The following is a 26001-nucleotide window of genomic DNA, read 5'->3' as shown; positions in this document are numbered from 1 at the left end:
CGCCGCAGGGCCGGGCTTTCGGTGCGCCGGTAACGGATCGGAAACCTGTCGATGATATTCCGGCAGAACCATCCCGTTCCCGACCACTCCCCAAGAGAGGGGCAAGCATGCCGTTCCGTTCCCTGTCCATCCGCGCCAAGCTGGCCCTGTCCGCCGCGGCGCTGACCGCCTGTGCGATCATCGCGGTCATTGCCCTGACCACCACCCTGATGTCGCGTGCCTCGTCGCGCGCATCCGAGGCGCATGCCGGCGCGCTGATGGACAGCTATGCCGCGACCGTCACCCGCGACATCAGCAGCGTCATCGATACGGTCCGCACGGGCGTCGCCGCGATCGAAGGGGCGATCGTCGACGACCCCGCCGACCGGGACGGTCTGGCGACGATCGCCACGGCGATCCTGCGGACGCGGCCGGACCTGGTCGGCATGACGCTGGCCTTTCAGCCGGACGCGCTTGGCCCGGACAGCGCCCATGTGGGCAGCCCGCATGCGGACGCCGCCGGGCGGTTCGTGCCCTATTTCTTCTACGCTCCCGACGGCGGCATCGGCGTCGAGCAGCTGGACATGCGCCCCGAGGCCGGGACCGACAGCTGGTACGACCGCCCCCTGCGCGAGGATCGCAGCCTGATCACGCCGCCCTATCTGTACCCGGTGAACGGGGCCGAGGTTCTGATGACGACCGTCAGCGGCGTCGTCCGCGACGGCACGCGACCGGTGGGCGTGCTGACCGGCGATGTGTCGCTGGACCGGCTGGCGGCGCGGATCGAACAGCTGCGCCCTTTTGGCAACGGACGGGTGCGGCTGATCAGTTCCGGCGGGCTGTGGGTCGCGCATGAGGATCGCAGCCTGCTGGGCCAGCCCGTGCAGGCCGCGGACCAGGCCCTGATGGCGGCGGGGCCGATGCATTACGTGGATGTCGACGGGCAGCAGGCGATGGTCCTGACCGGTTCCGTTGTCTTTCCCGGCATCGATGAAAGCTGGACCCTGCTGATGCAGGTGCCGCAAGCGACCGTGATGGCGCATGTCACCCAGACGCGCGACCGGGCGGTGCTGACGGCGGCGCTGCTGCTGTTGGGCACGCTGGTCGTGGTGTGGTTCGGCGCGCAGATCATCTCTCGTCCGATCGAGGGGATGACGGATGCGATGAAGCGGCTGGCCGATGGCGACCTGGACACGACCGTGCCCCATGCGGGCCGCGGCGACGAGATCGGGGCGATGGCCGGGGCGATGCAGGTGTTCCGCGACCGGGCACTGACCGCCCGGCGCCTTGAGGCCGAGGCCGAGGCCGATCGCGACGCCCGCGACCGCGATGCGCGCTTGGTGGCCGACCGTCAGGCCCGCGTCGTCCGAGAGATCGGCACCGGGCTGGACCGTCTGGCGGCCGGCGACATGACCCATCAGATCGTCAGCCCCGCGCATGATCCCTTTCCGGAGGGCTATGATTCGCTGCGGCTGGCCTTCAACGGCGTGGTGAGCGGGCTGTCCGACACGATCCGGCGCATCACCGACGTCGCCAACCAAGTCCGCGGCGGCGCGGACGAGATCAACATGGCCGCTGGCGAACTGTCCAGCCGGGCCGAAACGCAGGCCGCCACGCTGGAACAGTCCGCCGCGGCGCTGAACCAGATGAACGAGAGCCTGCGCCAGACCGCGGAACGCGCCCGCGAGGCAGAGCGCGCCAGCGGACAGAACCGCGACATCGCCCGCAGCAGCGCGGCCGTCGTGGCCGATGCCGTCACCGCCATGCAGGGCATCCAGCGGTCGTCGGAACAGATCACCCGGATCATCGGCGTCATCGACGACATCGCGTTCCAGACCAACCTGTTGGCGCTGAACGCGGGTGTCGAGGCTGCCCGTGCCGGAGAGGCGGGGCGCGGCTTTGCGGTCGTCGCCTCCGAGGTGCGGGGACTGGCCCAGCGCGCGGCGGAATCCGCGCGTGAGGTGCGTGGCCTGATCTCGCAAAGCGCGGCTCAGGTCAGGACCGGGTCCGACCTGGTCGGCCGGACGGGCGACAGTCTGGGGGTGATCCTGCAGAAGGCCTCGGACGTGTCCGAACAGATCGCGGCGATTGCACTGGCCACCGCCGAACAATCCATCGGCCTGTCCGAGATCAACAGCGGCGTGAACCAGCTGGACCAGGTGACCCAGCAGAATGCCGCGGTGGCCGAACAGGCGACGGCGGCGTCCATGTCGCTGCGCCAGCAGGCCCAGGTCCTGTCGACCGAGATGGGGGCGTTCACCGTGACCGATCAGGCCCCGCCCGCACAGCGTCCGTCGCTTGCGCCGGATTTCGCGGTCGAGGCGCGGCCGATCCGGGTCGCGGCTCCGGCAGGGCGCGGGCAGATGCTGGAATTTTAGGGCATGGCGAGGCCGTCCGCACAAGCGCATGCTTGTGCGGACGGCCGATTCGTGATAATGTCTGCCTCGCGGACCGGGCCCCTCTGGCAGCATGATCGTGACGATCGGCTGCGATGTCGGACCGCATCGAGCGTGCTCGGTGCATCGGTGGCCCCTTTGTCGTCCCTTGCCCTGCACTATTTCATTCTTGCGAGGGCATCGTGGAACTTCTTCTAAGCGAATTTTTGGGCAAGCCCATCTGGATGTGGCTGCTGTTCCTGGGGCTGGTCGTCGCCCTGCTGGTCTTCGACCTGGGCGTCCTGAACAAGGACGACCACGAGATCGGCATCGCCGAAAGCCTTAAGCTGTCGGCCATGTACATCACCTTGGGCATCGCCTTTTCGGGGTTCATCTACTGGACGATGGGCGGAGAGGCCACGGCGCAGTATCTGACCGCCTTCATCGTCGAGAAGACATTGGCGATGGACAACATCTTCGTCATCGCGCTGATCTTCAGCTTCTTCGCGATTCCGCGGGAATACCAGCACCGGGTGCTGTTCTGGGGCATCCTAGGCGTGATCCTGCTGCGCGGCATCATGATCGGCCTGGGCGCAACCATCGTCGAGAACTATCACTGGGTGCTGTACCTGTTCGCGGCCTTCCTGATCTTCACCGGCATCAAGATGCTGTTCGCCAGTGACGATCACACCGACATGGCCGACAACAAGATGCTGAACTGGCTGCGCCGCCGCATGCGCGTCACCGACGAGCTGCACGGCCATGCCTTCACGGTCAAGATCCCCGACCCCAAGACCGGCAAGCTGGTTCGCTGGGCCACGCCGCTGCTGCTGGCGCTGATCGTGATCGAGGTCGCCGACCTGGTGTTCGCAGTCGACTCGGTGCCTGCCGTGTTCACCATCACCACGGACCCGTACCTGGTCTACACCTCGAACATCTTCGCGATCCTCGGCCTGCGGGCGTTGTATTTCGCGCTGGCCGCGATCCTGCACCGCTTTGCCTATCTGAAATACGCGCTGTCGATCCTGCTGATCTTCATCGGCTCCAAGATCTTCATCGCGGACCTGATGGGCTGGGAGAAGTTCCCGCCGTCCTGGTCGCTGGGCATCACGTTCTTCATCCTGACGGTGGGCGTGGTGGTGTCGCTGGCCAAGACCCGCGGCCAGTCCCCCGAACCGCTGCCGTTCGGCGAGAACCGGCACTGATCCACGCGATCTGACCGCACGACCCTGCGCCGGCGCCCGAAAGGCCGCCGGCGTAGTTCATTTTGCCGCACGGTTGGCTAGGAGGTTGACCCATACCCGGAATGAGCGCGCCACAATACCGGCTTGCTACTCCGGGTCATTTCGAACTGTTGATTGAGCTGGCCAAGCCCGTCCGCTCTGATCCCAATGACACGTGCTGAAGTCACGCGGTCGAATAGGCTGTCATCGGACAGATGCCGTCGTAGCGCCGACTGAACGTCCGATTGCCTTGGAACAGTAGGGCGATTGTTGCCTGCCTTCCGATTTGATCCTTTCAGGGTGCGCGCTTGTCGCTGTCGGCTGATGCCCGTTTTCGGTCGCACCCGGCTTGCGTCCCGCGACGGCCGGGGGCTGCGTGCCCCCGGTCCCCCCGATGGCGCGCAGTTGGGCTGGCTGGTTCCCGGTGAACCGCATCGTTTGGACATTCTTGCATTCGACCGGTCTGCGGACGGGCGGCGCGCTGCGGGGTATCGTGCGGTCTGAAGACAGGACAGGAGCGCATCGTGGCATCAGGAACCGGCACCGAAATGGTTGCACCCGCCTCCGAGGGGACGGGCATCGGCGCGCTGTTGCCCGCTCTGGCGCTGGCACTGGCGGGACTGGTGGCGCTGGCGGGTCATGCGCTGACCCGTCCGGGTACGCCGGGGCAGTTCCTGGTCCTGACCCGTCCCGGCCTGCACCGGGCCGAGGTTCTGGACCTGGTCCATGCCGCGGGGGGCGGGGTGATCGCCTTTGCGGCGCTGCCCGGATTGTCCGTCGCGTTGTCGGGCGACGACGGCTTTGCGGACCGCGTGCGCCAGCGGGGGGCGTGGCTGGTGCTGCCGGCGCCGGGATCCCTGGGCTGCGTGGCGTCGGCTGTGGAGGGTGCGCGATGAACGTCGAACTGAACGCGCTGCGGGCGCGCTATGGCCGGATGCTGGTCACGCTGTTCTGGGCGCATGTGCCGGTGATGGGGCTGGCCGCGGCCTGGGTGGGCAGCATGTCGCCGCTGCTGGCGATGGCGCTGGCCGGGGGGCTGGCCGCGATCTACCAGATGTTGTGGACGCTGCGCCGCACCTGTCCGGTGACGCGCAACATCGCCGCCGTGGCCCTGGTGGGCGAGCCTGCGCTGTTCCTGCTGGTGTTCGAGGGCCACCCTTGGCAGATGGACATGCACATGTATTTCTATGCCGTGTTGGCGTTGAACCTGGCGTGGTTCGACCGGTCGGCCCTGATCGTGTCGGCGGCGGCGATCACCGTGCATCACCTGGTGCTGTTCTATCTGCTGCCAAGCGCCGTCTTTTCGACCGACGGGGATGTGGCGCGGGTCCTGCTGCACGGGGCGATCGTCGCATTTCAGACCGTGGTGCTGGTCTGGGTCAGCGACAAGGTCGTCCAGTCCTTTGACCGCATCGGACGGATGAGCGACGAGATCGTCGCCAAAAGCGCCGCCCTGGAGGAACGCACCCGCGAGGCGGAGGAGGCGAACCGCACGAAAAGCATGTTCCTGGCCAACATGAGCCACGAGATCCGCACCCCCATCAACGCCATCCTGGGCTTTTGCCACCTGGTCCAGCGCACGCCGCTGGAGCCGCGCCAGCGAGAGCATGTCAGCCGGATCGGCACCGCGGGCGGGGTGCTGTTGCGGCTGATCAACGACCTGCTGGATTTCTCGAAGAACGAGGCCGGGGCGCTGACGCTGGAGGCGCGGCCCTTTGATCTGCGGTCGGCGATGTCGTGCCAGGTGCAGATGGTGGCCGACGCGATGGCCGCCCAGAACCTGACCCTGCGCCAGGAGATCGACGACCGCCTGCCAGAGATGCTGGTCGGCGACGAACTGCGCCTGAATCAGGTGCTGCTGAACCTGCTGAGCAACGCCACCAAGTTCAGCGAGAACGGAGAGATCGTGCTGAGCGCCCGCCTGGCCGAACAGCAGGGCGATCATGCGCGGATCGAGATTTCCGTCCGTGATTGCGGGATCGGCATGACGCCCGATCAGCTTGCGCGGCTGTTCACGCCGTTCACGCAGGCCGACAGCTCGACCACGCGGCGGTTCGGGGGGACCGGGCTGGGGCTGGCGATCTGCAAGCAGATCGTTCAGCAGATGGACGGCTGGATCCGCGCCGAAAGCGTGCCGGGCCGGGGCAGCGCCTTCACCTTTTCGCTGCGGCTGGCCATCGGGCAGCCGGACACGGCCGAGGCGATCCTGCCCTGCAGCGCGATCCGCGCCCTGCGCGTCCTGATCGCGGATGACAGCCCCATCGCCCTGAAGATGCTGGAGGCGATCTTTGCCCGCTGGCAGATCCGGGTCATCCTGGCCCCGTCGGGACGGGCCGCGCTGGACATGGTTCAGGCGGCGGATCAGCGCGGCCACCCCTATGACCTGGTGATGCTGGACTGGAAGATGCCCGACCTGGACGGGCTTCAGACGCTGCGCGCGCTGCGGCGCATGGGCCTGCGGCGGATGCCCGCGACGATGGTGATGACCGCATATGGCGTCGACGCGGTCATGAGCGAGGCTGGAGGCGAGCCGATCGACCTGTTCCTGGCCAAGCCGATCAACGCGCGCAACCTGCTGGACGCGCTGAAGCAGCTGCCCGGACTGGCCGAACGCCATGTCCCGGATGTCGCGCCGGACCTGCCCGCGGCCCCGGTGCTGCCCGAAGCGATGCGGGGCCAGCGCGTGCTGCTGGTCGAGGACAATCCGATCAACCAGGAAATCGCGGTCGCCCTGCTGGGCGATGCGGGCCTGCTGGTCGATTGCGCCGAAAACGGGCTGGTCGCCTGCCGGATGGTCGAGGTTGGCGCCGCGGGATACGCCGCCGTGCTGATGGACATGCAGATGCCCGAGATGGACGGCCTGACCGCCACGCGCCGCATCCGCCAGAGCCACAGCGCCCAGGCCCTGCCGATCATCGCGCTGACCGCGCATGCCTATGACGACGAACGCCGTGCCTGCCTGCAGGCGGGCATGTGCGATCACGTGACCAAGCCCGTGGACCCCGCCCGACTGATCGCGGTGCTGGCGCAGCACATGCGGATCGTGCCCATCGCCGCCACCCCGGCGCCGCAGGCCGATCGGCCCGGCCCGGCCGATCTGCCGGACAACCTGCCGCCATTCGGCATCCCTGCCGCACTGCGCGGGTGAATGGCAAGCGGACGTTGCTGCGCCGGCTGATCCTGTCCTTTGCCGAGGGCAACCGTGATGCGGTTGCGCAGATGGCGCAGCTGATCGCCGACGGGCGGACCCAGGACGCCCACCGCGCCGCGCATACCCTGAAGGGGGTCGCGGCCTCGCTGGAGCTGCCACGGATCGCGGCCTTGGCGGGGCGGATCGAGGGTCGGCTGCAGGATGGCGACGGGGCAGGCATCGATGGGCTGCTGGCGGAACTGGCCGGTCCGCTGGACGCGGCGATCGCCGCCGCCGACAGCCTGGCCACCGCCGCCGTGGCCCCGCGGCCGACAGCCCCGGCCCCCACGGGCGACAGCGCGCTGATCGCGCAACTGCGTGGCCACCTGCGCGACCAGGTCCGCCGCCGCAGCATGGCCGCCCGCGCCAGTTTCGACGCGCTGGCCGAAGCGCTGCAGCTGGACCGCGTGGCGATGGACGACCACCCCGTGCGGCGTGCGCTGCTGCGGCTAGACTATGCGGCGGCAGACGCGCTGCTGGACGGCGCTCAACCCGAAACCGGTCAACCAGGGATATGAAAATGGACAACCGCCCCGTCATCCTTGTGATCGACGACGAACCCGCCAACATCGAGATCGTCACCGCCGTGCTGGAGGATGAATACGAGATCTGCTTTGCCCTGTCCGGCGAACAGGCCGTGCAGGTGGCACGCGAAAGCCGGCCGGACCTGATCCTGCTGGACGTGGTGATGCCCGGCATGGACGGCTATCAGCTGTGCCGCATCTTCAAGGCCGACCCGATGCTGAGCGACATTCCGGTGATCTTTGCCACCGCCCTGGGCGATGACGAGGCCGAACTGCGCGGGCTGGCGGTCGGTGCCATCGACTATGTCACCAAGCCGATCCGTCCGGCGGCATTGCAGCGGCGGGTGCGCAACCATGTCCAAATGAAACGGATGCGCGATCAGCTGACCGAACAGGCGCTACGCGATCCGCTGACCGGGCTGGCCAATCGGCGCATGCTGGAACGCCGCCTGCAGGCGGAACTGCACCGGCAGGCGCGCGACGGCGGGCTGATCGCGGTGCTGATGCTGGACATCGACCATTTCAAGGGCTTCAACGACAGCTATGGCCACCCCGAGGGGGACATCTGCCTGAAGGCCGTGTCACAGGCGCTGGCGCAGGCGATCCGCCGGTCGGGCGACCTGTGCGCCCGCTACGGCGGCGAGGAATTCGCCTGCATCCTGCCCGGCACCGACCTGGACGGCGCCCTGCACCTGGCCGAGACGATGCGCGCCGGGGTCGAGGCGCTGGCCATCCCGCACCGCGCGTCGCAGGTGGGGCAGGTGGTGACGATCAGCATTGGCGTGGCGTCGGGGCGCTGCGACATGGGCAGCGACAACGCCTTCTGGCTGACCGGGGCCGACAGGATGCTGTATCGCAGCAAGCTGGCCGGGCGGAACCGGGTCAGCGGGCAGGTGATGGCGGTCGACCACCCGCTGCGCATGGATGGTGTGGTCGACGCGCCTTCTGTCGGGGATGCCAGGGCGGGCTAGGTGGTCCATTCGGGCCGTCGGGCAGATTGGCATTGAATGCTGGACGGGCCTGCGGCAGGCTGCACGACATGCAACCCCGCGAGACAGCGGGGGCCGTTCACCGACAGGAACCCCCACATGACATATCACCTGACCACGCGCGCCATGCTTCTGGCCTCGGCGCTGGCGCTTGCCCCTGCCGCCTGGGCGGAAACGCCAGCCGACACCTTGGTCGTGGCGCACACGATCGACGACATCATCAGCCTGGACCCGGCGCAGAGTTTCGAATTCGCGGGCAATGACGTCAACAACAACACCTATGACCGTCTGGTCGATTTCGACCCGCTGGACCCCGACGCCGGTTTCCAGCCCAGTCTTGCGACCGAATGGGCGGTGTCCGAGGATGGCCTGTCCATCACCTTCACCCTGCGCGAGGATGCGACCTTCCATTCCGGCAACCCGGTGCGCGCCGCGGACGCCGCCTGGTCGCTGCAGCGCGCGGTCAAGCTGGACAAGACCCCGGCCTTCATCCTGACGCAGTTCGGCTTTACCGCCGACAACGTGGACCAGATGATCACCGCGGACGGCAACACGCTGACGCTGACCATGGACAAGCCCTATGCGCCCAGCTTCGTGCTGAACTGCCTGACGGCCAACATCGCCAGCGTCGTCGACATGGAGACCGTGATGGCCAACGAGGTCGACGGCGACCTGGGCAACGGCTGGCTGAACACGAACGAGGCCGGGTCGGGCGCCTATGTGCTTTCCGCCTGGCGTCCGAACGAGGCCGTGCAGCTGACGTCCTATGAGGAATATTGGCAGGGCGCCCCTGAGATGAAGCGCGTGATCGTGCGCAACGTGGCCGAATCCAGCGCGCAGCGGCTGTTGCTGGAACAGGGCGACATCGACGTGGCCCGCAACCTGACGCCGACGGATGTGGAATCCATCGCCGCCGTGGACGGGGTCACCATCCTGGACGAACCCCGCGGCCGCATCCTGTACATGGGCCTGAACCAGAAGGATGAGCTGCTGTCCAACCCCGCCGTGATCGAGGCGATGAAGCATCTGGTCGATTACGAAGGCATCACCGGCAGCTTTCTGAAGGGCCAGTTCGTCACGCACCAGACCTTCCTGCCCTTGGGTTATCTGGGCGTGCTGGAGGAGCAGCCCTGGACCTATGACGTCGAAAAGGCCCGCCAGATCCTGACCGATGCGGGGATCGAGGGCGGCACCATCACCACCCGCGTGCGCGATCTGCGCGAATACGTGGACGTCGCCCAGACCCTGCAGGCGTCGATGGCCCAGGTCGGCCTGACGCTGGAGATCGAGCAGATGACCGGCGCACAGGTGCTGGACGCCTATCGCGCGCGCGAGGTGCCGATCTTCCTGGGCGAATGGGGGCCGGATTATTCCGATCCGAACACCAATGCCGCGACCTTTGCCTTCAATCCCGACAACAGCGACGAGGCCGCGGCTGTGGGCCTGCTGGCTTGGCGCAACGCCTATGAGGTCCCGGCCGAGATGAACGAGGCCACCGTCGCCGCCACTCTGGAACAGGACGCCGACGCCCGTGCCGCGATGTATCAGGACATCCAGCGCCAGTATCAGGCCGAGGCCCCCATCGTGCCGCTGTTCCAGCGCATCGAACAGGTCGGCATGCGCGACGGCGTCCAGAACTGGTGGAGCGGCGGCGCCATTTCATCGGTCATGTATCGTCAGGTGACGAAGGGCGAATAAATGGCCCTGACCGATCCGACCGGCGCCGCGACCCAACCGTCGCGGCGCCGCGCCCTGACCCGCAGGCGCGTGCGCAGCGTGGCGGGGACCGTCCTGTCGCTGGCGCTGACGCTGCTGGGCCTGCTGCTGGTCACCTTCATCATCGGGCGGGTCATGCCGATCGACCCGGTGCTGAAGGTCGTGGGCGACCGCGCCACCCAGGCGCAATACGACGCCGCCTATATCGCGATGGGGCTGGACCAGCCGCTGATCATGCAGTTCCTGTCCTATGTGGGCGACGTGCTGCGCGGCGATTTCGGGCGATCCATCTCGACCGGGCAGCCGGTGGCCCAGGACATCGCCCGCGTCTTTCCCGCAACGTTCGAGCTGGCGGCCTTGGGCACCTTCATCGGCGTCGTGATCGGCGTGCCCTTGGGCGTGATCGCGGCGGCGCGGCGCGGCGGCATCATCGACCAGGTCGCGCGGGTCGTGGCGCTGGTCGGCTATTCGATGCCGATCTTCTGGCTGGGCCTGATGGGGCTGCTGATCTTTTACGGGATGCTGGGCTGGGTCGGCGGACCGGGTCGACAGGGGATCCTGTATGACGGGATGGTGCCGACCGTCACCGGCATGGTGCTGGTCGACAGCCTGATCGCCGGGGATTGGGGCGCGTTCCGCGACGCGTTTTCGCACATCATCCTGCCGGCCAGCCTGCTGGGCTATTACTCGCTGGCCTATATCAGCCGCATGACGCGCAGCTTCATGCTTGAACAGCTGTCGGCGGAATACGTCACCACTGCCCGCGTCAAGGGCCTGTCCGAACGGGCGGTCATCTGGGGCCATGCCTTCCGCAACATCGCGATCCCGCTGGTCACCGTCATCGCGCTGTCCTTCGGGTCGCTGCTGGAAGGGTCGGTCCTGACCGAGATCATCTTCAGCTGGCCGGGCCTGGGCAGCTACATCACCCGCGGGCTGCTGTCGGGCGACATGAACGCGGTGCTGGGCGGCACGGTCGTCGTCGGCGTCTGCTTTGTGCTGCTGAACCTCTTCAGCGACATCCTGTACCGTTTCCTTGATCCGAGGTCGACATGAGCGCCGTTTCCCGCCCCCCGGAGAGCCGGCGTGACTGGCTGCTGTCGGATGCGCCGCAGACCCGCCGACAGGCGCGTCTGGGCGCGATCTATCAGGGCTGGCTGACATTCCGCGCCAACAAGCTGGCGATGGTCGGGCTGATCGTTCTGGTGCTGTTGATCGGCATGGCGATCCTGGCGCCGTGGATTTCGCCGCAAAGCCCCTATGCCCAGAACCTGGCCGACCGGCTGCAGCCGCCCTCGGCCGCGCATTGGCTGGGCACCGACGCCTTGGGACGCGATATCCTGTCCCGGCTGATCCACGGGTCGCGCATCACGCTGTTCATCGTGGGCACGGTCGCGCTGATCGCACCGATCATCGGCTTGCTGATCGGCACGGTCGCGGGGTTCGCCGGGGGGTGGGTGGACCAGGTGCTGATGCGGGTGACCGACATCTTTCTGGCGTTTCCTAAACTGATCCTGGCGCTGGCCTTCGTCGCGGCGTTGGGGCCCAGCATCGGCAATGCCGTGCTGGCCTTGGCGCTGACCGCATGGCCGCCCTATGCCCGTCTGGCGCGGGCCGAGACGCTGACCATCCGCAACGCCGATTTCATCGCCGCCGCGCGCCTGCAGGGGGCGGGGCGGTTCCGGCTGCTGATCCGTCACATCTGGCCCCTGTGCCTGTCGTCGCTGATCGTGCGGGTGGCGCTGGACATGGCGGGGATCATCCTGTCGGCGGCGGGCCTGGGCTTTCTGGGTCTGGGCGCACAGCCGCCGCTGCCCGAATGGGGCGCGATGATCTCGGACGGGCGGGGCTATATCCTGGATTTCTGGTGGGTCGCCGCCATGCCGGGCATCGCGATCTTTCTGGTGTCGATGGCCTTCAACCTGCTGGGTGACGGGCTGCGCGACGTGCTGGACCCCAAGGGAGACAAGTCGTGACCGAACCCCTTCTGTCCGTGCGCGACCTGCGCGTCACCTTTCCGACCCGGCAGGGCGAATTCCAGGCCGTACGCGGCATCGATTTCGACCTGGGCCGCGAACGCCTTGGCGTGGTGGGCGAAAGCGGGTCGGGCAAGTCCATGACCGGCCGCGCGATCCTGGGCCTTGTCCGCCCGCCCGGCCGGGTCGAGGCCGCCCGGATGGAGCTGGAGGGTCAGTCGATCCTGAACCTGCCCGACCGCCAGATGCGCGCCATCCGCGGCGGGCGCATCAGCATGGTCATGCAGGACCCGAAATTCAGCCTGAACCCGGTGATGACCGTGGGCCAGCAGATCATCGAGGCCTATCGCCTGCACGCCCGCGCGCCCCGTGCCGCCGCCCGCGACAAGGCACTGCAGATGCTGGAGGCGGTGCAGATCCGCGACCCCGAACGCGTCATGGACAGCTATCCCCATCAGGTGTCGGGCGGCATGGGTCAGCGCATCATGATCGCCATGATGCTGGCCCCCGACCCGCAGATCCTGATCGCGGACGAACCGACCAGCGCGCTGGACGTGTCGGTCCGGACCGAGGTGCTGCACATCATGGACCGGCTGGTCCGCGATCGCGGCATGGGGCTGATCTTCATCAGCCACGACCTGAACCTTGTGGCGCAGTTCTGCGACCGGGTGCTGATCATGTATGCGGGTCGCGTGGTCGAAACGCTGCCCGCGCGCGACCTGCACCGGGCGCAGCACCCCTATACCCGCGGGCTGCTGAACAGCCTGCCGCGGCTGGACGCGCCCGTGGCGCGCCTGCCGGTGCTGGAACGCCAGGACAGCTGGAAGGAAAACTGAGATGCTGAGCGTCGCCGATCTGACCGTCTGGTTCGGGCAGGAGCCCGACCGCGTCACCGCCGTCCACGGCGCGACCTTCGACTTGGCGCAGGGCGAAAGCTTTGGGCTGGTGGGCGAAAGCGGGTCAGGCAAGTCCACCATCCTGCGCGCCATCGCCGGGCTGATCCCCGGCTGGTCGGGGCGCATCACGGTCGATGGCCGCGACCAGCGGGCCGACCGCCGCGACCGGGCGTTCTTTCGCACCGTCCAGATGGTGTTCCAGGACCCCTATGCCAGCCTGCACCCGCGCCATTCCGTCGATGCGGTTCTGGCGGAGACCCTGCGCCTGCAGGGCATGGACCGGATCGATCAGCGCATCGTCAAGCTGCTTGACGACGTGGGCCTGGGCCGCGGGTTCCGGTTCCGCTATCCGCATCAGCTGTCGGGGGGACAGCGTCAGCGTGTGGCCATCGCCCGCGCGCTGGCCGCCGAACCGCGCCTGCTGCTGCTGGACGAGCCGACCAGCGCGCTGGACGTCAGCGTCCAGGCCGAGATCCTGAACCTGCTGGCCGATCTGCGCGACGAACACGGGCTGACCTATCTGATGGTCAGCCACGACCTGTCGGTGATTGCCCATATGTGCGACCGGCTGGCCGTCATGCAGCGCGGGCGCATCGTCGAGATCCTGCCGGCGGCCAACCTGCGGGCGGGGCAGGGGGCCCAGCCCTATACCACCCACCTGATCGAGGCATCCGCCGGATACCGCCCGGAGGCCCGCCCATGACCGATGCGCGACAGGCCGCGGTGGACCGGGCCGAAGCCTATTTCGACCAAGGCGGCTTCCAGACCGATCTGGCGGCCCTGGTGGCCCATCCGACCGAAAGCCAGGACCCCGCGCAGCGGCCCCATCTGGGGCGCTATCTGACCGAGGCGATGGTGCCGCGGCTGTCGACCTTGGGCTTTGCCAGCCGCATCCTGGACAATCCCGACCCGCGCGGCGGCCCGCTGCTGATCGCGGAACGGATCGAGGATCCGTCCCTGACCACGGTCCTGACCTATGGCCACGGCGACGTGGTCCGCGCCCAGACTGACCAGTGGCGCGATGGGCTGACCCCCTTTGTCCTGACGGCCGAGGGCGACCGCCTGTACGGGCGCGGCGCGGCCGACAACAAGGGACAGCACCTGATCAACCTGGCCGCGCTGCAGGCGGTCATCGACACGCGCGGACATCTGGGCTTCAACATGCGGATCATCTTCGAGATGTCCGAGGAGACCGGGTCGCCGGGCTTGGCGCAGGTCTGTCGCGACCATGCGGATGCGCTGTCGGCCGACGTGCTGATCGCGTCGGACGGCCCGCGCCTGCAGGCCGACGTGCCGACGCTGTTCATGGGATCGCGCGCGGCGCTGTCCTTTGATTTGGTGCTGGAGCTGCGGTCGGGGGCGCATCATTCGGGCAACTGGGGCGGCCTGCTGGCCGATCCGGCGATGATCCTGGCGCATGCGCTGGCCACGATCTGCGACCGGCGCGGTCAGATCCAGGTCCCGGAATGGCGCCCCGACAGCCTGACGCCCGCGCTGCGCGACGCCCTGCGCGACCTGCCTGTGATCGAGGCGGGCGGCCCCGATGTCGACCCCGATTGGGGAGAGGTCGGACTGACACCCACCGAACGCGCCTTTGGCTGGAACAGTTTTGCGGTGCTGGCGATGACCGCGGGGGTGCCCGACGCGCCGGTGAACGCCATTGCGGGCCGCGCACGGGCGACCTGCCAGCTGCGCTATGTCGTGGGGACCGATCCCGACGACATCCTGCCCGCGCTGCGCCGCCATCTGGACCGCCACGGCCATCACGCGGTCCGCATTTTGCCCCGCGACGGCGACCCCGCGCATGCCACGCGGCTGATGCCCGACCATGACTGGGTGCGCAGGGTCGCGGAATCGGTGCGCCGGACCACCGGGCAGGCGCCGCATCTGCTGCCGAACCTGGCCGGGTCGCTGCCCAACGAGTGCTTTGCTGAAATCCTGGGTCTGCCGTCGATCTGGGTGCCGCATTCCTATCGCGGCTGCTGCCAGCACGCGCCCGACGAACATGCGTTGCAAACCCTGTCGCGGCAGGCACTGGCGATCATGGCGGGGCTGTGGTGGGATATCGGGACGCCCGCGCAGGGCAATTGACCGCAGGGGGGACAGATCGGCCGGGCGTCTGAACTCGTTAAACCAACCACCAAGGACGCCCGGCCGATAAGCCTCTTTTGTCTGATGTCGGGGGCGGCGTCATCCTGTCCTTATGGACAGGGTGCCGTTCGGCAACAGGGCCGGTAAGGCGCTGATCGGACATAGAAAATGGTGACCCCGGCAGGATTCGAACCTGCAACCTATTGATTAGAAGTCAATTGCTCTATCCAGTTGAGCTACGGGGCCCGCAGGCTTGCCTGTCTTGGCGGTCTGGCCTTTCTTAGCGGCAGGTGCATCGGCAATCCAGCCGCTAATCGCATCGCCGCGCACGAACTTGTGCGTGCCGCCATCATATGTTCATGGAACGTCGCCGGCCGTGCCGGGTTGTCCTGTCACACCACCTGAAGGAGGTCGACATGGACCACGCAAATCACACGCGATTGACCCACGACGAACTGACCGAGGCCGTTCTGGACGGTGCCACCGTCTATGGCCCCGGCGACGAGACGGTCGGCACAGTGTCGCACACCCACGGCATGGGCGCATCCGCGCAGGTCGTACTGGATGTCGGCGGCTTTCTGGGCATCGGCGCCAAGCCGGTCCTGGTTTCGGCGACCGATCTGGACTTCATGCGCGACGAGTCCGGCACGGTTCACGCCCATACCCACTGGACCAAGGATGATCTGAAGGCTCTGCCCACGCACGAGCACTGATCGACCCACAGCTTGCAACGGCGCGCATCGCAGGATGCGCGCCGTTTGCGTTACAGCATCAGCGTCATGAAGACCGAATGCGGGTCGGCGCGATAGCTGCCGAAGGGCGGGCATTCCGTGAACCCTTCGCGCGCATAGAGGCCGCGGGCCGGCACAAATCCGGGCTGCACGCCGGTTTCAAGCGACAGCTTGGCATAGCCCGCGTCCCGCGCATGGCCCAGCATATGCCGCAGCAGCATCCGCGACACGCCCCGCCCGCGCTGTTCGGACAGCACATGCATCGATTTCAGCTCTCCCTCGGACGCGCCGAGGTTCTTGACCGCGCCCATCGCGACCGGCCGGCCATCGTCGCGCACCACGAAGAACGCGATGGCGGGGTCGGCCAGCGCGTCCTTGGGCATCATGTGGATCGAGCCGGGCGGGGTGTCGGCATGCATCTCGGCGGTGTGGCGTTCAAACAGCAGGTCCAGGTCGGGCCCAAGCGGGCTTTCCAGATCGATCGTCAGCGTCATGTTCGGGTCCTGTCGCCACATGGTCACCGGCGGGGCAGTACCCCGCCTTGACGCGCGCGTCAAAGGCTTAGCCGCGCGGCGCCGTCGCCTGATCCAGCACCGGCACCAGCCGGGCCATCGTGCCGTCCACGTCGCGCAGCTTGTCCAGACCGAACAGCCCGATGCGGAAGGTCGAGAAATCGGCCCCCTCGTCGATGGCCAGCGGCACGCCCGCCGCGATCTGGGTGCCAAGGGCGGCAAAGGCGCGGCCCGACTTGACGTCGGGGTCGTCGGTATAGCTGACCACGACGCCGGGTGCCTGGAACCCCTCGGCCGCAACCGACCGGATGCCGCGCGCCGCCAGATCGTCGCGGACCGCGCGGCCAAGGCGCCATTGCGCGTCGCGGGCGGCGGCGAATCCCATCGCGCGGGTCTCCTCCATCGCGTCGCGCAGGCCCAGCAGGGCGTCGGTCGGCATGGTGGCGTGATAGGCGTGGCCGCCGTCCAGATAGGCCTGCATGATCGCGCGCCATTTCTTCAGGTCCAGCGCAAAGCTGTCGCTGTCGGTGGTGGCCAGCCGTTCGGCGGCCCGATCCGACAGCATCACCAGCCCCGCGGCTGGCGAGGCCGACCAGCCTTTTTGCGGGGCCGAGATCAGGACGTCCACGCCCGTGGCCTTCATGTCGACCCAGATCGCACCCGACGCGATGCAGTCCAGCACCATCAGGGCGCCGACCTCGTGCGCGGCATCGGCAAGGGCGGTGATATAATCGTCGGGCAGGATCAGCCCGGCCGAGGTTTCCACATGCGGCGCGAACACGGCGTCGGGGCGCGCCTCGCGGATGCGGGCCACGACCTCGTCGATGGGGGGCGGCGCATAGGCGGGCTGGGGTTCGTTCCCCTGCGGGCGCGCCTTGACCACGGTCACCTCGCGCGCGAAGGCGCCCGCGTCGAAGATCTGGCTCCAGCGATAGCTGAACCAGCCGTTCCGCACAATCAGCGCATGCGCGTCGCGGCCGAACTGGCGCGCGACCGATTCCATCGCATAGCTGCCGCCGCCCGGCACGATCGCCACCTGCGCCGCGCCATAGACGTCGCACAGGCCCGCCGACAGGTCGCGCATGACCTGCTGAAAGCGTTTCGACATGTGGTTCAGGGACCGGTCCGTGAACACGACCGAGAATTCGTCCAATCCGTCCGGATCGATTTCGGGGCGCTGATGGGGCATGGGAACATCCTTTCCGTTGCGCGCAGCCTAGCGCCTGTGCACCCGCGCGGCCAGACCGCCAAAAGGCGCAAACGCCCCCCTTGCGGCCCCCCCTGCGGGGCGACTAGGCTTTGGACACAAGCAACATCAAGGTTATTCATGCGGATCGGCATCCTTCAATGCGGCCAGTCGCCGGCGCAGCTGAAGCGGGATTTGGGCGACTATCCCGACATGTTCGTGCGCCTGCTGGACGGTCGCGGTTTCGATTTCACCACCTGGCATGTCGAGGAGATGGCGTTTCCCGACGACATCCATGATGCCGACGGCTGGCTGCTGACAGGATCGCGCCACGGCGCGTACGAGGATCACGCCTTCATCCCGCCGCTGGAGGATTTCATTCGCCGCGTCCATGACGCGGGTGTGCCGATAGTCGGCATCTGTTTCGGCCATCAGATCATCGCCCAGGCCCTGGGCGGCACGGTGGTAAAGCACCCCGGCGGATGGGCCGTGGGCGCACAGGACTATGATTTCGGCGGCCAGCCCGTCACGCTGAACGCCTGGCACCAGGACCAGGTCGTGGCCCTACCGCCCGGCGCGCAGGTCGCGGGCCGCAACGCCTTCTGCGAGAATGCCGCGCTGATCTATGGCGACCGGGCGTTCACCGTGCAGGCGCATCCGGAATTCGGCGACTCCTTCATCCAAGGCCTGATGGACACCCGCGCCAAGGGGGTCGTGCCCGACGACCTGCTGGCGGCGGCCGCCGCCCGCATGGGTCAGGCCGATGGCGCCTCTCTGCTCGCCGACCAGATCGAGGCCTTCTTCAAGCAACCCCGCGCCTTGGCGCGACCGGACAAAGGTGCCGCATGAGCGACTGGACCGAAAAGCTGCCCCAGGCCGCGCGCGACTTCATGGCCGGGCGCCGCCTGGACGAGGTCGAATGCATCGTGGCCGACATCGCGGGCGTGGCCCGCGGCAAGGCGATGCCAGCGTCGAAATTCGCGCGGCAGAACCAGTTCTATCTGCCCAACTCGATCTTCCTGCAGACGATCACCGGGGAATGGGCCGACAACCCGTCGGGTGCCTTCACCGAACCCGACATGGTGATGGTCCCCGACTATTCCACCGCCACCGCCGCGCCCTGGACGGCGGACTGGACCATCCAGGTCATCCATGACGCGACCGATCAGCAGGGCAACCCGATGCCCATCGCGCCGCGCAACGTTCTGAAACGCGTGGTGCAGCTGTACCGCGACAAGGGCTGGAACCCGGTCGTGGCGCCCGAGATGGAGTTCTTTCTGGTCGCCCGCAACATCGACCCCAACCAGCCGATCATCCCGCCCATGGGCCGGACCGGCAGGCGGGCGGCGGCGAAACAGGCCTATTCGATGTCGGCGGTCGACGAATACGGCAAGGTCATCGACGACATCTATGATTTCGCCGAGGCGCAGGGGTTCGAGATCGACGGCATCCTGCAGGAAGGCGGCGCGGGCCAGGTCGAGATCAACCTGAACCACGGCGATCCGGTGGCCCTGGCCGATGAGATCTTCTATTTCAAGCGGCTGATCCGCGAGGCCGCCCTGCGCCACGACTGTTTCGCGACCTTCATGGCCAAGCCCATCGAGGGCGAGCCGGGCAGCGCGATGCACATCCACCACTCGATCACCGATATCGAGACCGGCCAGAACATCTTTTCCGACGAAAAGGGCCGAGAGACACCGGCCTTCCTGCATTTCATCGCCGGGATGCAAAAGCACCTGCCCGCGGCCATCGCCCTTCTGGCGCCCTATGTGAACAGCTATCGCCGCTATGTCCCGGATTTTGCGGCACCCATCAACCTGGAATGGGGGCGCGACAACCGCACCACGGGCCTGCGCGTGCCGATCTCGGGCCCCGAGGCGCGGCGGCTGGAGAACCGGCTGGCGGGGATGGACTGCAACCCCTATCTGGGCATCGCCGCGTCGCTGGCCTGTGGCTATCTGGGCCTGCTGGAGGCGGAAAACCCGCGCGCCGAATGCCTGGGCGACGCCTACATGTCGCAGGACGAGCTGCCCTATAACCTGGGCGACGCGCTGGACCTGATGATGGAGAACGAGGCGATGCGCGGCGTTCTGGGAGAGGAGTTCACCGCCGTCTATGAATCCGTCAAGCGCAATGAATACAAGGAGTTCCTGCAGGTGATCAGCCCGTGGGAACGCGAACATCTGCTGCTGAACGTATGAACCTGCTGCATCTGAACGACCGGCCCGGCGTCTATCCGCCCAGCCTTTATGCCGACCAGTGCGGGCCGCAGCCCGACCTGCCGCCCATGCAGGGCGAGGCGCGGGCGGATGTCGCGGTTATCGGGGCGGGCTATACCGGCCTGTCGGCGGCGCTGCATCTGGCGCGGCGGGGTCTGTCGGTGACGGTGCTGGAGGCGCAGCGCGTGGGTTTCGGCGCGTCGGGCCGCAACGGCGGCCAGATCGGGTCCGGCCAGCGGCAGGAGGTCGACTGGCTGGAGGCGAACCTCGGTCCCGACGTGGCTCGCCGCCTGTGGGATCTGGCCGAGGAGGCCAAGGCCGTCGTCCGCGCCATCGCGGCGGAGGCGGGCGTGCCGGTGCGGGACGGCATCGCCCATGCCTGCCGCACGGCGTCAGAGGTCGATCATGCCCGCCACATCGCCGACCATCTGGCGCGGCATTACGATTACGCGCAGGTCACCGCGCTGGACCGTGACGGGCTGGCTGCGGCGCTTGGCAGTGCGGCCTATGTCGGCGGCGATCTGGACCGGGGGGCGGGGCATGTGCAGCCGCTGGCGCTGACGCTTGGCATGGCGCGGCTGGCGCGGGATGCTGGCGCGGTGATCCATGAACGCAGCCAGGTCACCGGCCTGACCCACGGCGCGCCCAGCACGATCCGCACCGATCAGGGCGTGCTGCGGGCCGATCACGTCATCCTGGCCTGCAACGGCTATCTGGGCGATCTGGACCGGGGGGTCGCCGCGCGGGTGATGCCCATCAACAACTACATCGTCGCGACCCCGCCGCTGGACGACCACCCCACGATCCTGCCGGACCGCATCGCGGCGGCGGACACCAAGTTCGTGGTGAACTATTGGCGGCTGGACGATGAACGGCGGCTGGTCTTTGGCGGTGGGGAAACGGTGACCTATCGCTTTCCGCGCGACATCGCGGCGGTGGTGCGGCCGCATCTGCTGTCGGTCTATCCGCAGCTGCGCGACGTGCCCCTGACCCATGCCTGGGGCGGGACGCTAGCGATCACGATGAACCGCATGCCGTGTTTCGCCCGACCTGCGCCGAACTGCCTATCGGCCAGCGGCTATTCGGGGCACGGCGTGGCGATGGCCACGCTGGCGGGGCGGCTGATGGCCGAGGCCGTCGCGGGCCAGGCCGACCGGTTCGACGCGATGGCCGCCGTGCCCACGCGGCCATTTCCGGGCGGCGCGGGCTTGCGCAAGCCACTGCTGGTGGCGGGGATGGCGTGGTTCGGGCTGCGCGACCGTCTAGGGTTCTAGACCCATCCGGGCCAGCACCTGCTGACGGATCTGGGCCGATTCGCGGTCGGTCATGCCCAGCAGGCTGGAGACCAGGCGGATCAGGCTGTCCTCGTCCGCGCCGCGGTTGTGGTCGGCCAAGGCCACTTCCCACAGGCCGGCCAGCACGGCGCGGCGATCCTCCAGCGCGATGCGGTCCTTGATCTGGCGGGTAAAGCGCACCGTGTCGCTGGCCTCGGCCTCCAGCGCCTCGGCCTGCGCGCGACGGGCGGCGGCTTCGGGCGCGGTCAGGCCGCGGCGGGACAGGACCTGTTCGATCCGGTCGCGTTCGGCCTGATCGTAATGATCGTCGGCGCGCGCGACGCGCACCAGAAGGGCGGCGATCGCCAGTTCGGCGTCGCCGCTGTCGATCGGGCCGGCGGTGTCGCCCATCAGGCGTGTCAGAAGGTCCATGAACATCCGCTCAGGATGCCCGCCCGCGGCGCAGGGGTCTAGCCGGGCCAGCCCTCGACGATGATCACATCTGCGGCAGAGACCGGCTCGCGCAGCGCCTTGGCCGCCTGATAGCCGGGACTGTCGTAGCAGGCCTGCGCGGCCTCCAGCGACGGAAACTCGATCACCACGCTGCGGGGGCGGGCCTGCCCCTCGACCACCTGCTGCGCGCCGCCGCGGACCAGGAACCGCGCCCCGAATTCGGCAAAGGGCGCGGCATTGGCCCGGCGATAGGCGTCATAGGCGTCGGCGTCGTCGATGGTCACATGGGCGATCCAATAGGCCTTGGTCATGTCTCCTCCGGAATGCGGATGCGGCCCTGGGCCACGGGAACGGCGCGGCCCGACACGCAGACCTGCGCCAGCGCGCCATCCCGCACGGTGATGCGCAGGCCCAGGTCCGACGGGCGCCCCATCTCGACCCCCTGGCGCAGGCACAGGCGGGTCTCTCCGTCGGGCAGAACGCCCGCGGTCAGCAGGGGAGCGGCAAGGGTGGCGGTCGCCGATCCGGTGGCGGGGTCTTCGGGGACGCCGTTTGCGGGTGCGAACATGCGCGCGCGGAACCCCGCGCCATCGGGGGCATAGGCATAGACCTTGCCGATATCGGCGGTCAGCGCCTCGAACCCCGCGCCGGTCGGGCGGGCATCGGCCAGCGCCTGCGTGTCGCGCAGCGGGACAAAGATGAACGCGGGCCCCGCATGGGCCACGACCGGGCGATGATCGCCAAAGCCGATCTGATCCGCGCGCAGGCCCAGCCCGGCTGCGGCCAGATCGACCGCGACCGCGTCGCCCAACTGCGGCAGCACCGGGGCCGCGAATTCCGCCAAGCCGTCGCGAATGGTCACCGGGACCAGCCCCGCCTCCTCCTCCAGCACCAGATCGCCGTCGCCCGCCGACAGGTGCAGCGCGCAGCCGATGGTCGGGTGACCCGCAAAGGGGATCTCTGCCAAGGGCAGGAAGATGCGGACACGCGCGCGATGGGCGGGGTCCCGCGGGGCCATGACGAAGATTGTCTCGGACAGGTTGAACTGGCGGGCGATGGTCTGCATCTGCCGCGTGCTCAACGCGTCCGCCCCCATCACCACGGCCAGCGGATTGCCCGAGAACGGCCGATCGGTGAAGACGTCATAGACATGGTATTCCAGCATCAAGGCCCCCGGAGGCATCAGTATTTCTGCGGAACATACAGCTCTCGCGGGACGGCGTCGCGTTCATAATCGGGGTTGAAGACCCGGTCGGGCAACGTGATCTGTTCGTGGTCCACGTCGCCATAGGGGATCAGCCCCAGAAGGTGGTCGATGCAGTTCAGGCGGGCGCGCTTCTTGTCGTTGCCGGGCACGATGTACCACGGCGCCTCGGGGATGTTGGTGCGCTCGAACATGTCCTCCTTGGCCTTGGTATAGGCCTCCCACCGGATGCGGGACTGCAGGTCCATGGGCGACAGCTTCCACTGCTTCAGCGGGTCGTGGATGCGCATCTGGAACCGCATCTGCTGTTCTTCGTCGGTGATCGAGAACCAGTATTTCACCAGCCGGATGCCCGACCGCACCAGCATGCGTTCGAACTCCGGCACGTCCTGAAAGAACTGCTCGACCTGATCCTCGGTCGCGAAACCCATCACGCGTTCCACGCCTGCGCGGTTGTACCAGCTGCGGTCGAACAGCACGATCTCTCCGCCCGCGGGCAGGTGCGGGACATAGCGCTGGAAATACCATTGCGTCTTTTCCCGGTCGGACGGAGCGGGCAGGGCCACGACACGGGCCACGCGCGGGTTCAGCCGCTGCGTGATACGCTTGATGGCGCCGCCCTTGCCGGCACTGTCGCGGCCCTCGAACAGCACGACGACGCGTTCGTTGTTGTGGCTGACCCAGTCCTGCAGGCGGATCAGTTCGGATTGCAGGCGGAGCAGTTCCTGGAAATAGCGCTTGCGGTCCATCTGGTCGGGATGGTGGCTGCGATAGATGCGCCGGATCTCGGCCGACAGGGCGGCGTCCTCCATCTCCAGCTCGATATCCTCGTCCAGGGTCTCCTGCAGCTCTGCCTGCAGCCAGTCCTTGTAGTCGTTCATCTGCGTCTCCGATGGCTTTGCTGCGGTCTAGGGCGGGATTGTGACGATGCCGTGTCAGCGCATGAACTGGCGCGCGCAATCCGCCGTGACGGCCAGCACCAAGCCGCCGTCGCGCAGCCCGTCGACCGTGCCGCACCAGGCGCCCTGAACGGTGAACAGGCTTTTCGTGCCCCGCGCCGGGCGATAGGCGATGCGCCGGCCCTGGGTGTCGAACAGGTTCAGCACCCCCACTGCGTTCGGCGCGTAATAGCCCACCACCGACCCGTCGGAGGTGAAGATCACCCGCCCCTCGTTCACGCGATCAGTGGGGCGGTTGCCCGGTGCGGTCGGCGCGTTGGCAGTGTTGCCGGCGGAATTCCACGCCGCATGGGGCGCGTTGCCCGCCCGCGCCGGGCTGTTGGCGGGGTTCCCCGGCCCCAGGTCGAACGGCAGCTGCGTGCGGTCCAGCACCACCAGCGGCGCGTCGGCCAAGGCGCGGGGGTGGCCAGCATCGTCAGGAACAGGGCAAGTCGCATCATCGGGGGCATCCTTTTCGCGTCCCCATCATGGCCAAACCCCGCGCCCTGCGCCAGAGGTTGCGCGGCACGCCCGCGCGCCCTAAGCCGGATGGGCGGCACCCTGCGCCGCCAGCCGCGAAAGGGCAGACCATGGCCGACGACGATTATGTCTATGACGAGGCCACTGGCGAATGGCGTCCCGCCGCCGATGTCGCGGCCGAAGCCGCCTCCGGGGGCATCGTGCGCGACAGCGCGGGCAGCCCGCTGGCCGACGGCGACCAGGTGGTCGTCATCAAGGACCTGAAGGTCAAGGGCAGCAGCACCGTGATCAAGCAGGGCACCGTGATCCGCAGCATCCGCCTGACCGACGACCCGGCCGAGGTCGACTGTCGCCACGACAGCATCAAGGGCCTGGTGCTGCGCGCCGAATTCCTGCGCAAGCGCTAGGGGTTCAGGGCGTCCCTGACGCGGGCGAATTCGTCCCGGCTGCCGGGAATGCCAAGCCGCAGCCAGCGATCGGAATAGGGAAAGCGCCGCGTCCAGACATGGGCGCGGGCCAGGGCGTCCTGGGCTGCCCGCGCGTCGGGCGTGTCGTACAGGCGGAACAGATGCGTGCCGCCCAAGGGCTGCCAGCCCGCGCGCGCGGCCAGCCGGTCCAGGTTCAGCGCGGCCTCCGCGTGATAGGTCACGGTGTCGTCGGCCCAGGCCCGGTCGGCCATGGCGGCGGTCGCGATCTCCAGCGCGGGGCCGCTGACGGACCACGGGCCCGCGGCCTCGCGCAGCGGCGCCAGCAGGGCAGGGTCGGCCAGCGCAAAGCCAAGCCGCAGCCCGGCCAGACCCCAGAACTTGCCAAAGCTGCGCAGCACCACCGCGTTGGCTGGCAGGGCCGGGGCCAGCGACAGGTCGGGGCGGGCATCCGCGAAACTTTCGTCGACGATCAGCAGGCCGACCCGCCGCGCCAGCGCCGACAGCGCCATGGGCGACCATTCGCGCCCGTCGGGATTGTTCGGGTTCACGACGACGGCCAGGTCGGCCACCTCCATCGCGTTCAGGTCGGGGGCGGGGGTGGCGCGCCATCCAGCGGCGGTCAGGCTGGCCGCGTGTTCGTTATAGCTGGGCGTCAGCACCGCCGCATGGCCCGCGGGCCGCAGGCGCGGCACCAGCTGGATCGCCGCCGTGGCCCCGGCCATCGGCAGAACATGATCGTCCGCACAGCCGAACCAGTCCGCCGCCACCCGCACCAGAGCCCGTTCCGCCGCGGCCATCGGCAGCGCCCGAAAGGCCGTGTCCGACAGCGGCGGGACCGGCCATGGCCTGCGGTTGATGCCGGTGGACAGGTCAATCCAGTCGCCCGTCCCGAAACGCGCCTGCGCCGCATCCAGATTGCCGCCGTGATCGCGTGCCATACCGCCCCCTTGGTCCTGTCCGTCCCTGCTAGGGCACCACCGCTGCGGGGGCAATTCGGACTTTACACCAGTGGCAAAGCCGACCACGATATGTTGTAAGCGCCATGGCCACCGACCCCCGGTGTTGTGTGGCCACCCAAGGACAACCGCGGCGCAAGACCGCAGCCACAGGCAGGCCATGACGCAGATCGATTCCTCCATGCGCATCGACGACATCCACCCGATCGACATCGTCGAGGCCGTCGCCACCCATCACGCCTGGGATTTCGACCGCCTGGCCGAAGATCAGATCGTCATGGACGTGGACGGCCAGTGGCGCCGTTATGCGCTGACGCTGGCATGGTCGCCGCGCGACGCGGTGCTGCGGCTGATCTGCAGCTTTGACATGGATCCGCCCGCCGAACGCATGCCCGCGATCTATCAGACGATCAACCTAACCAATGACCGGGTCTGGGACGGCGCCTTCACTTATGTCGCGCCACAGCGGCAGATGGTCTGGCGGTACGGGCTGGTTCTGGCGGGCGAGGCGATCGCGCTGCCCGAACAGGTCGACCGGATGATCGGCGCCGCGCTGGCCGCGTGCGAGCGGTTCTATCCCTCGTTCCAGCTGGCCGGGTGGGGCGGTACCTCGCCTGCGGCGGCGTTGGAGATTGCCTTGGGCGAAACCTACGGACGGGCCTGA

Annotated in this window: 26 protein-coding genes and 1 tRNA gene; 18 read left to right on the top strand and 9 right to left on the bottom strand. The window is 68.0% G+C overall.

Going from position 1 to position 26001, the window contains the following annotated elements:
- Positions 1 to 107 precede the first annotated feature (107 nt).
- The 12 genes from TY51_RS20045 to TY51_RS04065 all read left to right on the top strand — a co-directional run bounded on the left by TY51_RS20045 (position 108) and on the right by TY51_RS04065 (position 14956).
- Positions 108 to 2357, top strand: a complete 2250-nt coding sequence (locus TY51_RS20045) for a methyl-accepting chemotaxis protein (protein WP_052649750.1) — start codon at positions 108 to 110, stop codon at positions 2355 to 2357.
- Between the two features lie 200 nt (positions 2358 to 2557).
- Positions 2558 to 3559, top strand: a complete 1002-nt coding sequence (locus TY51_RS04110; RefSeq protein ID WP_042246191.1) for a TerC family protein — start codon at positions 2558 to 2560, stop codon at positions 3557 to 3559.
- 542 nt (positions 3560 to 4101) lie between these two features.
- Positions 4102 to 4473 carry a hypothetical protein gene (locus tag TY51_RS04105; protein WP_156117868.1) on the top strand — a complete coding sequence of 124 codons (372 nt, stop codon included), beginning with the start codon at positions 4102 to 4104 and terminating at the stop codon, positions 4471 to 4473.
- Positions 4470 to 6725 carry a response regulator gene (locus TY51_RS04100; protein ID WP_197054633.1) on the top strand — a complete coding sequence of 752 codons (2256 nt, stop codon included), beginning with the start codon at positions 4470 to 4472 and terminating at the stop codon, positions 6723 to 6725. The genes TY51_RS04105 and TY51_RS04100 overlap by 4 nt, the downstream gene beginning before the upstream one ends.
- A 14-nt stretch (positions 6726 to 6739) precedes the next feature.
- The gene (locus TY51_RS22465; protein WP_197054632.1) at positions 6740 to 7285 is read left to right on the top strand and encodes an Hpt domain-containing protein; all 546 of its coding nucleotides are present in this window, start codon (positions 6740 to 6742) and stop codon (positions 7283 to 7285) included.
- A gap of 2 nt (positions 7286 to 7287) precedes the next feature.
- Complete coding sequence (locus TY51_RS04095; protein WP_197054631.1) at positions 7288 to 8262, top strand: diguanylate cyclase; 975 nt, start codon at positions 7288 to 7290, stop codon at positions 8260 to 8262.
- A 117-nt stretch (positions 8263 to 8379) separates the two neighbouring features.
- Positions 8380 to 9978, top strand: a complete 1599-nt coding sequence (locus tag TY51_RS04090) for an ABC transporter substrate-binding protein (RefSeq protein ID WP_042246182.1) — start codon at positions 8380 to 8382, stop codon at positions 9976 to 9978.
- Complete coding sequence (locus TY51_RS04085) at positions 9979 to 11049, top strand: ABC transporter permease (RefSeq protein WP_042246180.1); 1071 nt, start codon at positions 9979 to 9981, stop codon at positions 11047 to 11049.
- Positions 11046 to 11969, top strand: a complete 924-nt coding sequence (gene nikC, locus TY51_RS04080) for a nickel transporter permease (RefSeq protein WP_042246177.1) — start codon at positions 11046 to 11048, stop codon at positions 11967 to 11969. The genes TY51_RS04085 and nikC overlap by 4 nt, the downstream gene beginning before the upstream one ends.
- Positions 11966 to 12805, top strand: coding sequence for an ABC transporter ATP-binding protein (locus TY51_RS04075; RefSeq protein ID WP_042246174.1), 840 nt, complete (start codon positions 11966 to 11968; stop codon positions 12803 to 12805). Before nikC ends, TY51_RS04075 begins: the two co-directional genes overlap by 4 nt.
- A 1-nt stretch (position 12806) precedes the next feature.
- Complete coding sequence (locus TY51_RS04070; RefSeq protein ID WP_042246171.1) at positions 12807 to 13568, top strand: ABC transporter ATP-binding protein; 762 nt, start codon at positions 12807 to 12809, stop codon at positions 13566 to 13568.
- Positions 13565 to 14956 (top strand): M20 family metallopeptidase, encoded by a 1392-nt coding sequence (locus TY51_RS04065; RefSeq protein WP_042246168.1) that lies wholly within the window; start codon positions 13565 to 13567, stop codon positions 14954 to 14956. The genes TY51_RS04070 and TY51_RS04065 overlap by 4 nt, the downstream gene beginning before the upstream one ends.
- A 169-nt stretch (positions 14957 to 15125) precedes the next feature.
- On the opposite strand, the gene TY51_RS04060 is transcribed toward TY51_RS04065, so the two are convergent.
- Positions 15126 to 15202 (bottom strand) — tRNA-Arg (locus tag TY51_RS04060).
- Positions 15203 to 15372: 170 nt separating this feature from the next.
- On the opposite strand from TY51_RS04060, the gene TY51_RS04055 reads away from it, so the two are divergent.
- Complete coding sequence (locus tag TY51_RS04055) at positions 15373 to 15669, top strand: hypothetical protein (RefSeq protein WP_042246166.1); 297 nt, start codon at positions 15373 to 15375, stop codon at positions 15667 to 15669.
- Positions 15670 to 15719: 50 nt separating this feature from the next.
- Here the strand turns inward: TY51_RS04055 and TY51_RS04050 are convergent, their stop codons facing one another.
- Both TY51_RS04050 and TY51_RS04045 read right to left on the bottom strand, forming a co-directional pair.
- Positions 15720 to 16181: a GNAT family N-acetyltransferase gene (locus TY51_RS04050; RefSeq protein WP_042246164.1), complete on the bottom strand. Its 462-nt coding sequence runs from the start codon at positions 16179 to 16181 to the stop codon at positions 15720 to 15722.
- A gap of 67 nt (positions 16182 to 16248) precedes the next feature.
- Positions 16249 to 17388, bottom strand: a complete 1140-nt coding sequence (locus TY51_RS04045) for an aminotransferase class V-fold PLP-dependent enzyme (protein ID WP_042246160.1) — start codon at positions 17386 to 17388, stop codon at positions 16249 to 16251.
- 138 nt (positions 17389 to 17526) lie between these two features.
- On the opposite strand from TY51_RS04045, the gene TY51_RS04040 reads away from it, so the two are divergent.
- The 3 genes from TY51_RS04040 to TY51_RS04030 are packed head-to-tail and all read left to right on the top strand — an operon-like array spanning position 17527 to position 20878.
- A complete protein-coding gene (locus TY51_RS04040; protein ID WP_042246157.1) occupies positions 17527 to 18234 on the top strand; it encodes a type 1 glutamine amidotransferase in 708 nt (235 codons plus the stop codon).
- A complete protein-coding gene (locus TY51_RS04035; protein ID WP_042246154.1) occupies positions 18231 to 19586 on the top strand; it encodes a glutamine synthetase family protein in 1356 nt (451 codons plus the stop codon). The genes TY51_RS04040 and TY51_RS04035 overlap by 4 nt, the downstream gene beginning before the upstream one ends.
- Entirely contained in the window at positions 19583 to 20878 is a 1296-nt protein-coding gene (locus TY51_RS04030) for an FAD-binding oxidoreductase (RefSeq protein WP_042246151.1), read from the top strand. The genes TY51_RS04035 and TY51_RS04030 overlap by 4 nt, the downstream gene beginning before the upstream one ends.
- Here the strand turns inward: TY51_RS04030 and TY51_RS04025 are convergent.
- From TY51_RS04025 to TY51_RS04005, 5 genes are read right to left on the bottom strand one after another with little or no spacing between them, the layout of a single operon-like run.
- The gene (locus tag TY51_RS04025) at positions 20867 to 21310 is read right to left on the bottom strand and encodes a TerB family tellurite resistance protein (RefSeq protein ID WP_307534528.1); all 444 of its coding nucleotides are present in this window, start codon (positions 21308 to 21310) and stop codon (positions 20867 to 20869) included. The genes TY51_RS04030 and TY51_RS04025 overlap by 12 nt on opposite strands.
- Before the next feature lie 38 nt (positions 21311 to 21348).
- Entirely contained in the window at positions 21349 to 21642 is a 294-nt protein-coding gene (locus tag TY51_RS04020) for a DUF1330 domain-containing protein (protein WP_042246145.1), read from the bottom strand.
- Positions 21639 to 22496, bottom strand: coding sequence for a PhzF family phenazine biosynthesis protein (locus tag TY51_RS04015; protein ID WP_042246252.1), 858 nt, complete (start codon positions 22494 to 22496; stop codon positions 21639 to 21641). Before TY51_RS04015 ends, TY51_RS04020 begins: the two co-directional genes overlap by 4 nt.
- Positions 22497 to 22513: 17 nt before the next feature.
- Positions 22514 to 23416 (bottom strand): polyphosphate kinase 2, encoded by a 903-nt coding sequence (ppk2, locus tag TY51_RS04010; protein ID WP_042246142.1) that lies wholly within the window; start codon positions 23414 to 23416, stop codon positions 22514 to 22516.
- Between the two features lie 54 nt (positions 23417 to 23470).
- On the bottom strand, positions 23471 to 23887 hold the full coding sequence (locus TY51_RS04005) for a hypothetical protein (RefSeq protein ID WP_052649746.1): 417 nt from the start codon (positions 23885 to 23887) through the stop codon (positions 23471 to 23473).
- Positions 23888 to 24063: 176 nt separating this feature from the next.
- Here TY51_RS04005 and TY51_RS04000 point away from each other — a divergent pair, with 176 nt between their 5' ends.
- Positions 24064 to 24360: an alkylphosphonate utilization protein gene (locus TY51_RS04000; RefSeq protein ID WP_042246139.1), complete on the top strand. Its 297-nt coding sequence runs from the start codon at positions 24064 to 24066 to the stop codon at positions 24358 to 24360.
- On the opposite strand, the gene cobD is transcribed toward TY51_RS04000, so the two are convergent.
- Positions 24357 to 25319, bottom strand: a complete 963-nt coding sequence (gene cobD / locus TY51_RS03995) for a threonine-phosphate decarboxylase CobD (protein WP_042246136.1) — start codon at positions 25317 to 25319, stop codon at positions 24357 to 24359. The genes TY51_RS04000 and cobD overlap by 4 nt on opposite strands.
- A gap of 178 nt (positions 25320 to 25497) precedes the next feature.
- Here cobD and TY51_RS03990 point away from each other — a divergent pair, with 178 nt between their 5' ends.
- Positions 25498 to 26001: a YbjN domain-containing protein gene (locus TY51_RS03990; protein ID WP_042246133.1), complete on the top strand. Its 504-nt coding sequence runs from the start codon at positions 25498 to 25500 to the stop codon at positions 25999 to 26001.

It is taken from the genome of Paracoccus sp. PAMC 22219 (assembly GCF_000787695.1).
Lineage (GTDB): Bacteria > Pseudomonadota > Alphaproteobacteria > Rhodobacterales > Rhodobacteraceae > Paracoccus.
The sequence above is the reverse complement of the archived record's forward strand: the minus strand, read 5'-3'. Positions and strand labels throughout refer to the sequence as shown.

Coding starts and splice junctions, on each gene's coding strand:
- TY51_RS20045 (WP_052649750.1), top strand. CDS start 108: ATGCCGTTCCGTTCCCTGTCCATCCGCGCCAAGCTGGCCCTGTCCGCC.
- TY51_RS04100 (WP_197054633.1), top strand. CDS start 4,470: ATGAACGTCGAACTGAACGCGCTGCGGGCGCGCTATGGCCGGATGCTG.
- TY51_RS04095 (WP_197054631.1), top strand. CDS start 7,288: ATGGACAACCGCCCCGTCATCCTTGTGATCGACGACGAACCCGCCAAC.
- TY51_RS04090 (WP_042246182.1), top strand. CDS start 8,380: ATGACATATCACCTGACCACGCGCGCCATGCTTCTGGCCTCGGCGCTG.
- TY51_RS04085 (WP_042246180.1), top strand. CDS start 9,979: ATGGCCCTGACCGATCCGACCGGCGCCGCGACCCAACCGTCGCGGCGC.
- nikC (WP_042246177.1), top strand. CDS start 11,046: ATGAGCGCCGTTTCCCGCCCCCCGGAGAGCCGGCGTGACTGGCTGCTG.
- TY51_RS04070 (WP_042246171.1), top strand. CDS start 12,807: ATGCTGAGCGTCGCCGATCTGACCGTCTGGTTCGGGCAGGAGCCCGAC.
- TY51_RS04065 (WP_042246168.1), top strand. CDS start 13,565: ATGACCGATGCGCGACAGGCCGCGGTGGACCGGGCCGAAGCCTATTTC.
- TY51_RS04055 (WP_042246166.1), top strand. CDS start 15,373: ATGGACCACGCAAATCACACGCGATTGACCCACGACGAACTGACCGAG.
- TY51_RS04050 (WP_042246164.1), bottom strand. CDS start 16,181: ATGACGCTGACGATCGATCTGGAAAGCCCGCTTGGGCCCGACCTGGAC.
- TY51_RS04045 (WP_042246160.1), bottom strand. CDS start 17,388: ATGCCCCATCAGCGCCCCGAAATCGATCCGGACGGATTGGACGAATTC.
- TY51_RS04040 (WP_042246157.1), top strand. CDS start 17,527: ATGCGGATCGGCATCCTTCAATGCGGCCAGTCGCCGGCGCAGCTGAAG.
- TY51_RS04035 (WP_042246154.1), top strand. CDS start 18,231: ATGAGCGACTGGACCGAAAAGCTGCCCCAGGCCGCGCGCGACTTCATG.
- TY51_RS04030 (WP_042246151.1), top strand. CDS start 19,583: ATGAACCTGCTGCATCTGAACGACCGGCCCGGCGTCTATCCGCCCAGC.
- TY51_RS04025 (WP_307534528.1), bottom strand. CDS start 21,310: ATGGACCTTCTGACACGCCTGATGGGCGACACCGCCGGCCCGATCGAC.
- TY51_RS04020 (WP_042246145.1), bottom strand. CDS start 21,642: ATGACCAAGGCCTATTGGATCGCCCATGTGACCATCGACGACGCCGAC.
- TY51_RS04015 (WP_042246252.1), bottom strand. CDS start 22,496: ATGCTGGAATACCATGTCTATGACGTCTTCACCGATCGGCCGTTCTCG.
- ppk2 (WP_042246142.1), bottom strand. CDS start 23,416: ATGAACGACTACAAGGACTGGCTGCAGGCAGAGCTGCAGGAGACCCTG.
- TY51_RS04000 (WP_042246139.1), top strand. CDS start 24,064: ATGGCCGACGACGATTATGTCTATGACGAGGCCACTGGCGAATGGCGT.
- cobD (WP_042246136.1), bottom strand. CDS start 25,319: ATGGCACGCGATCACGGCGGCAATCTGGATGCGGCGCAGGCGCGTTTC.
- TY51_RS03990 (WP_042246133.1), top strand. CDS start 25,498: ATGACGCAGATCGATTCCTCCATGCGCATCGACGACATCCACCCGATC.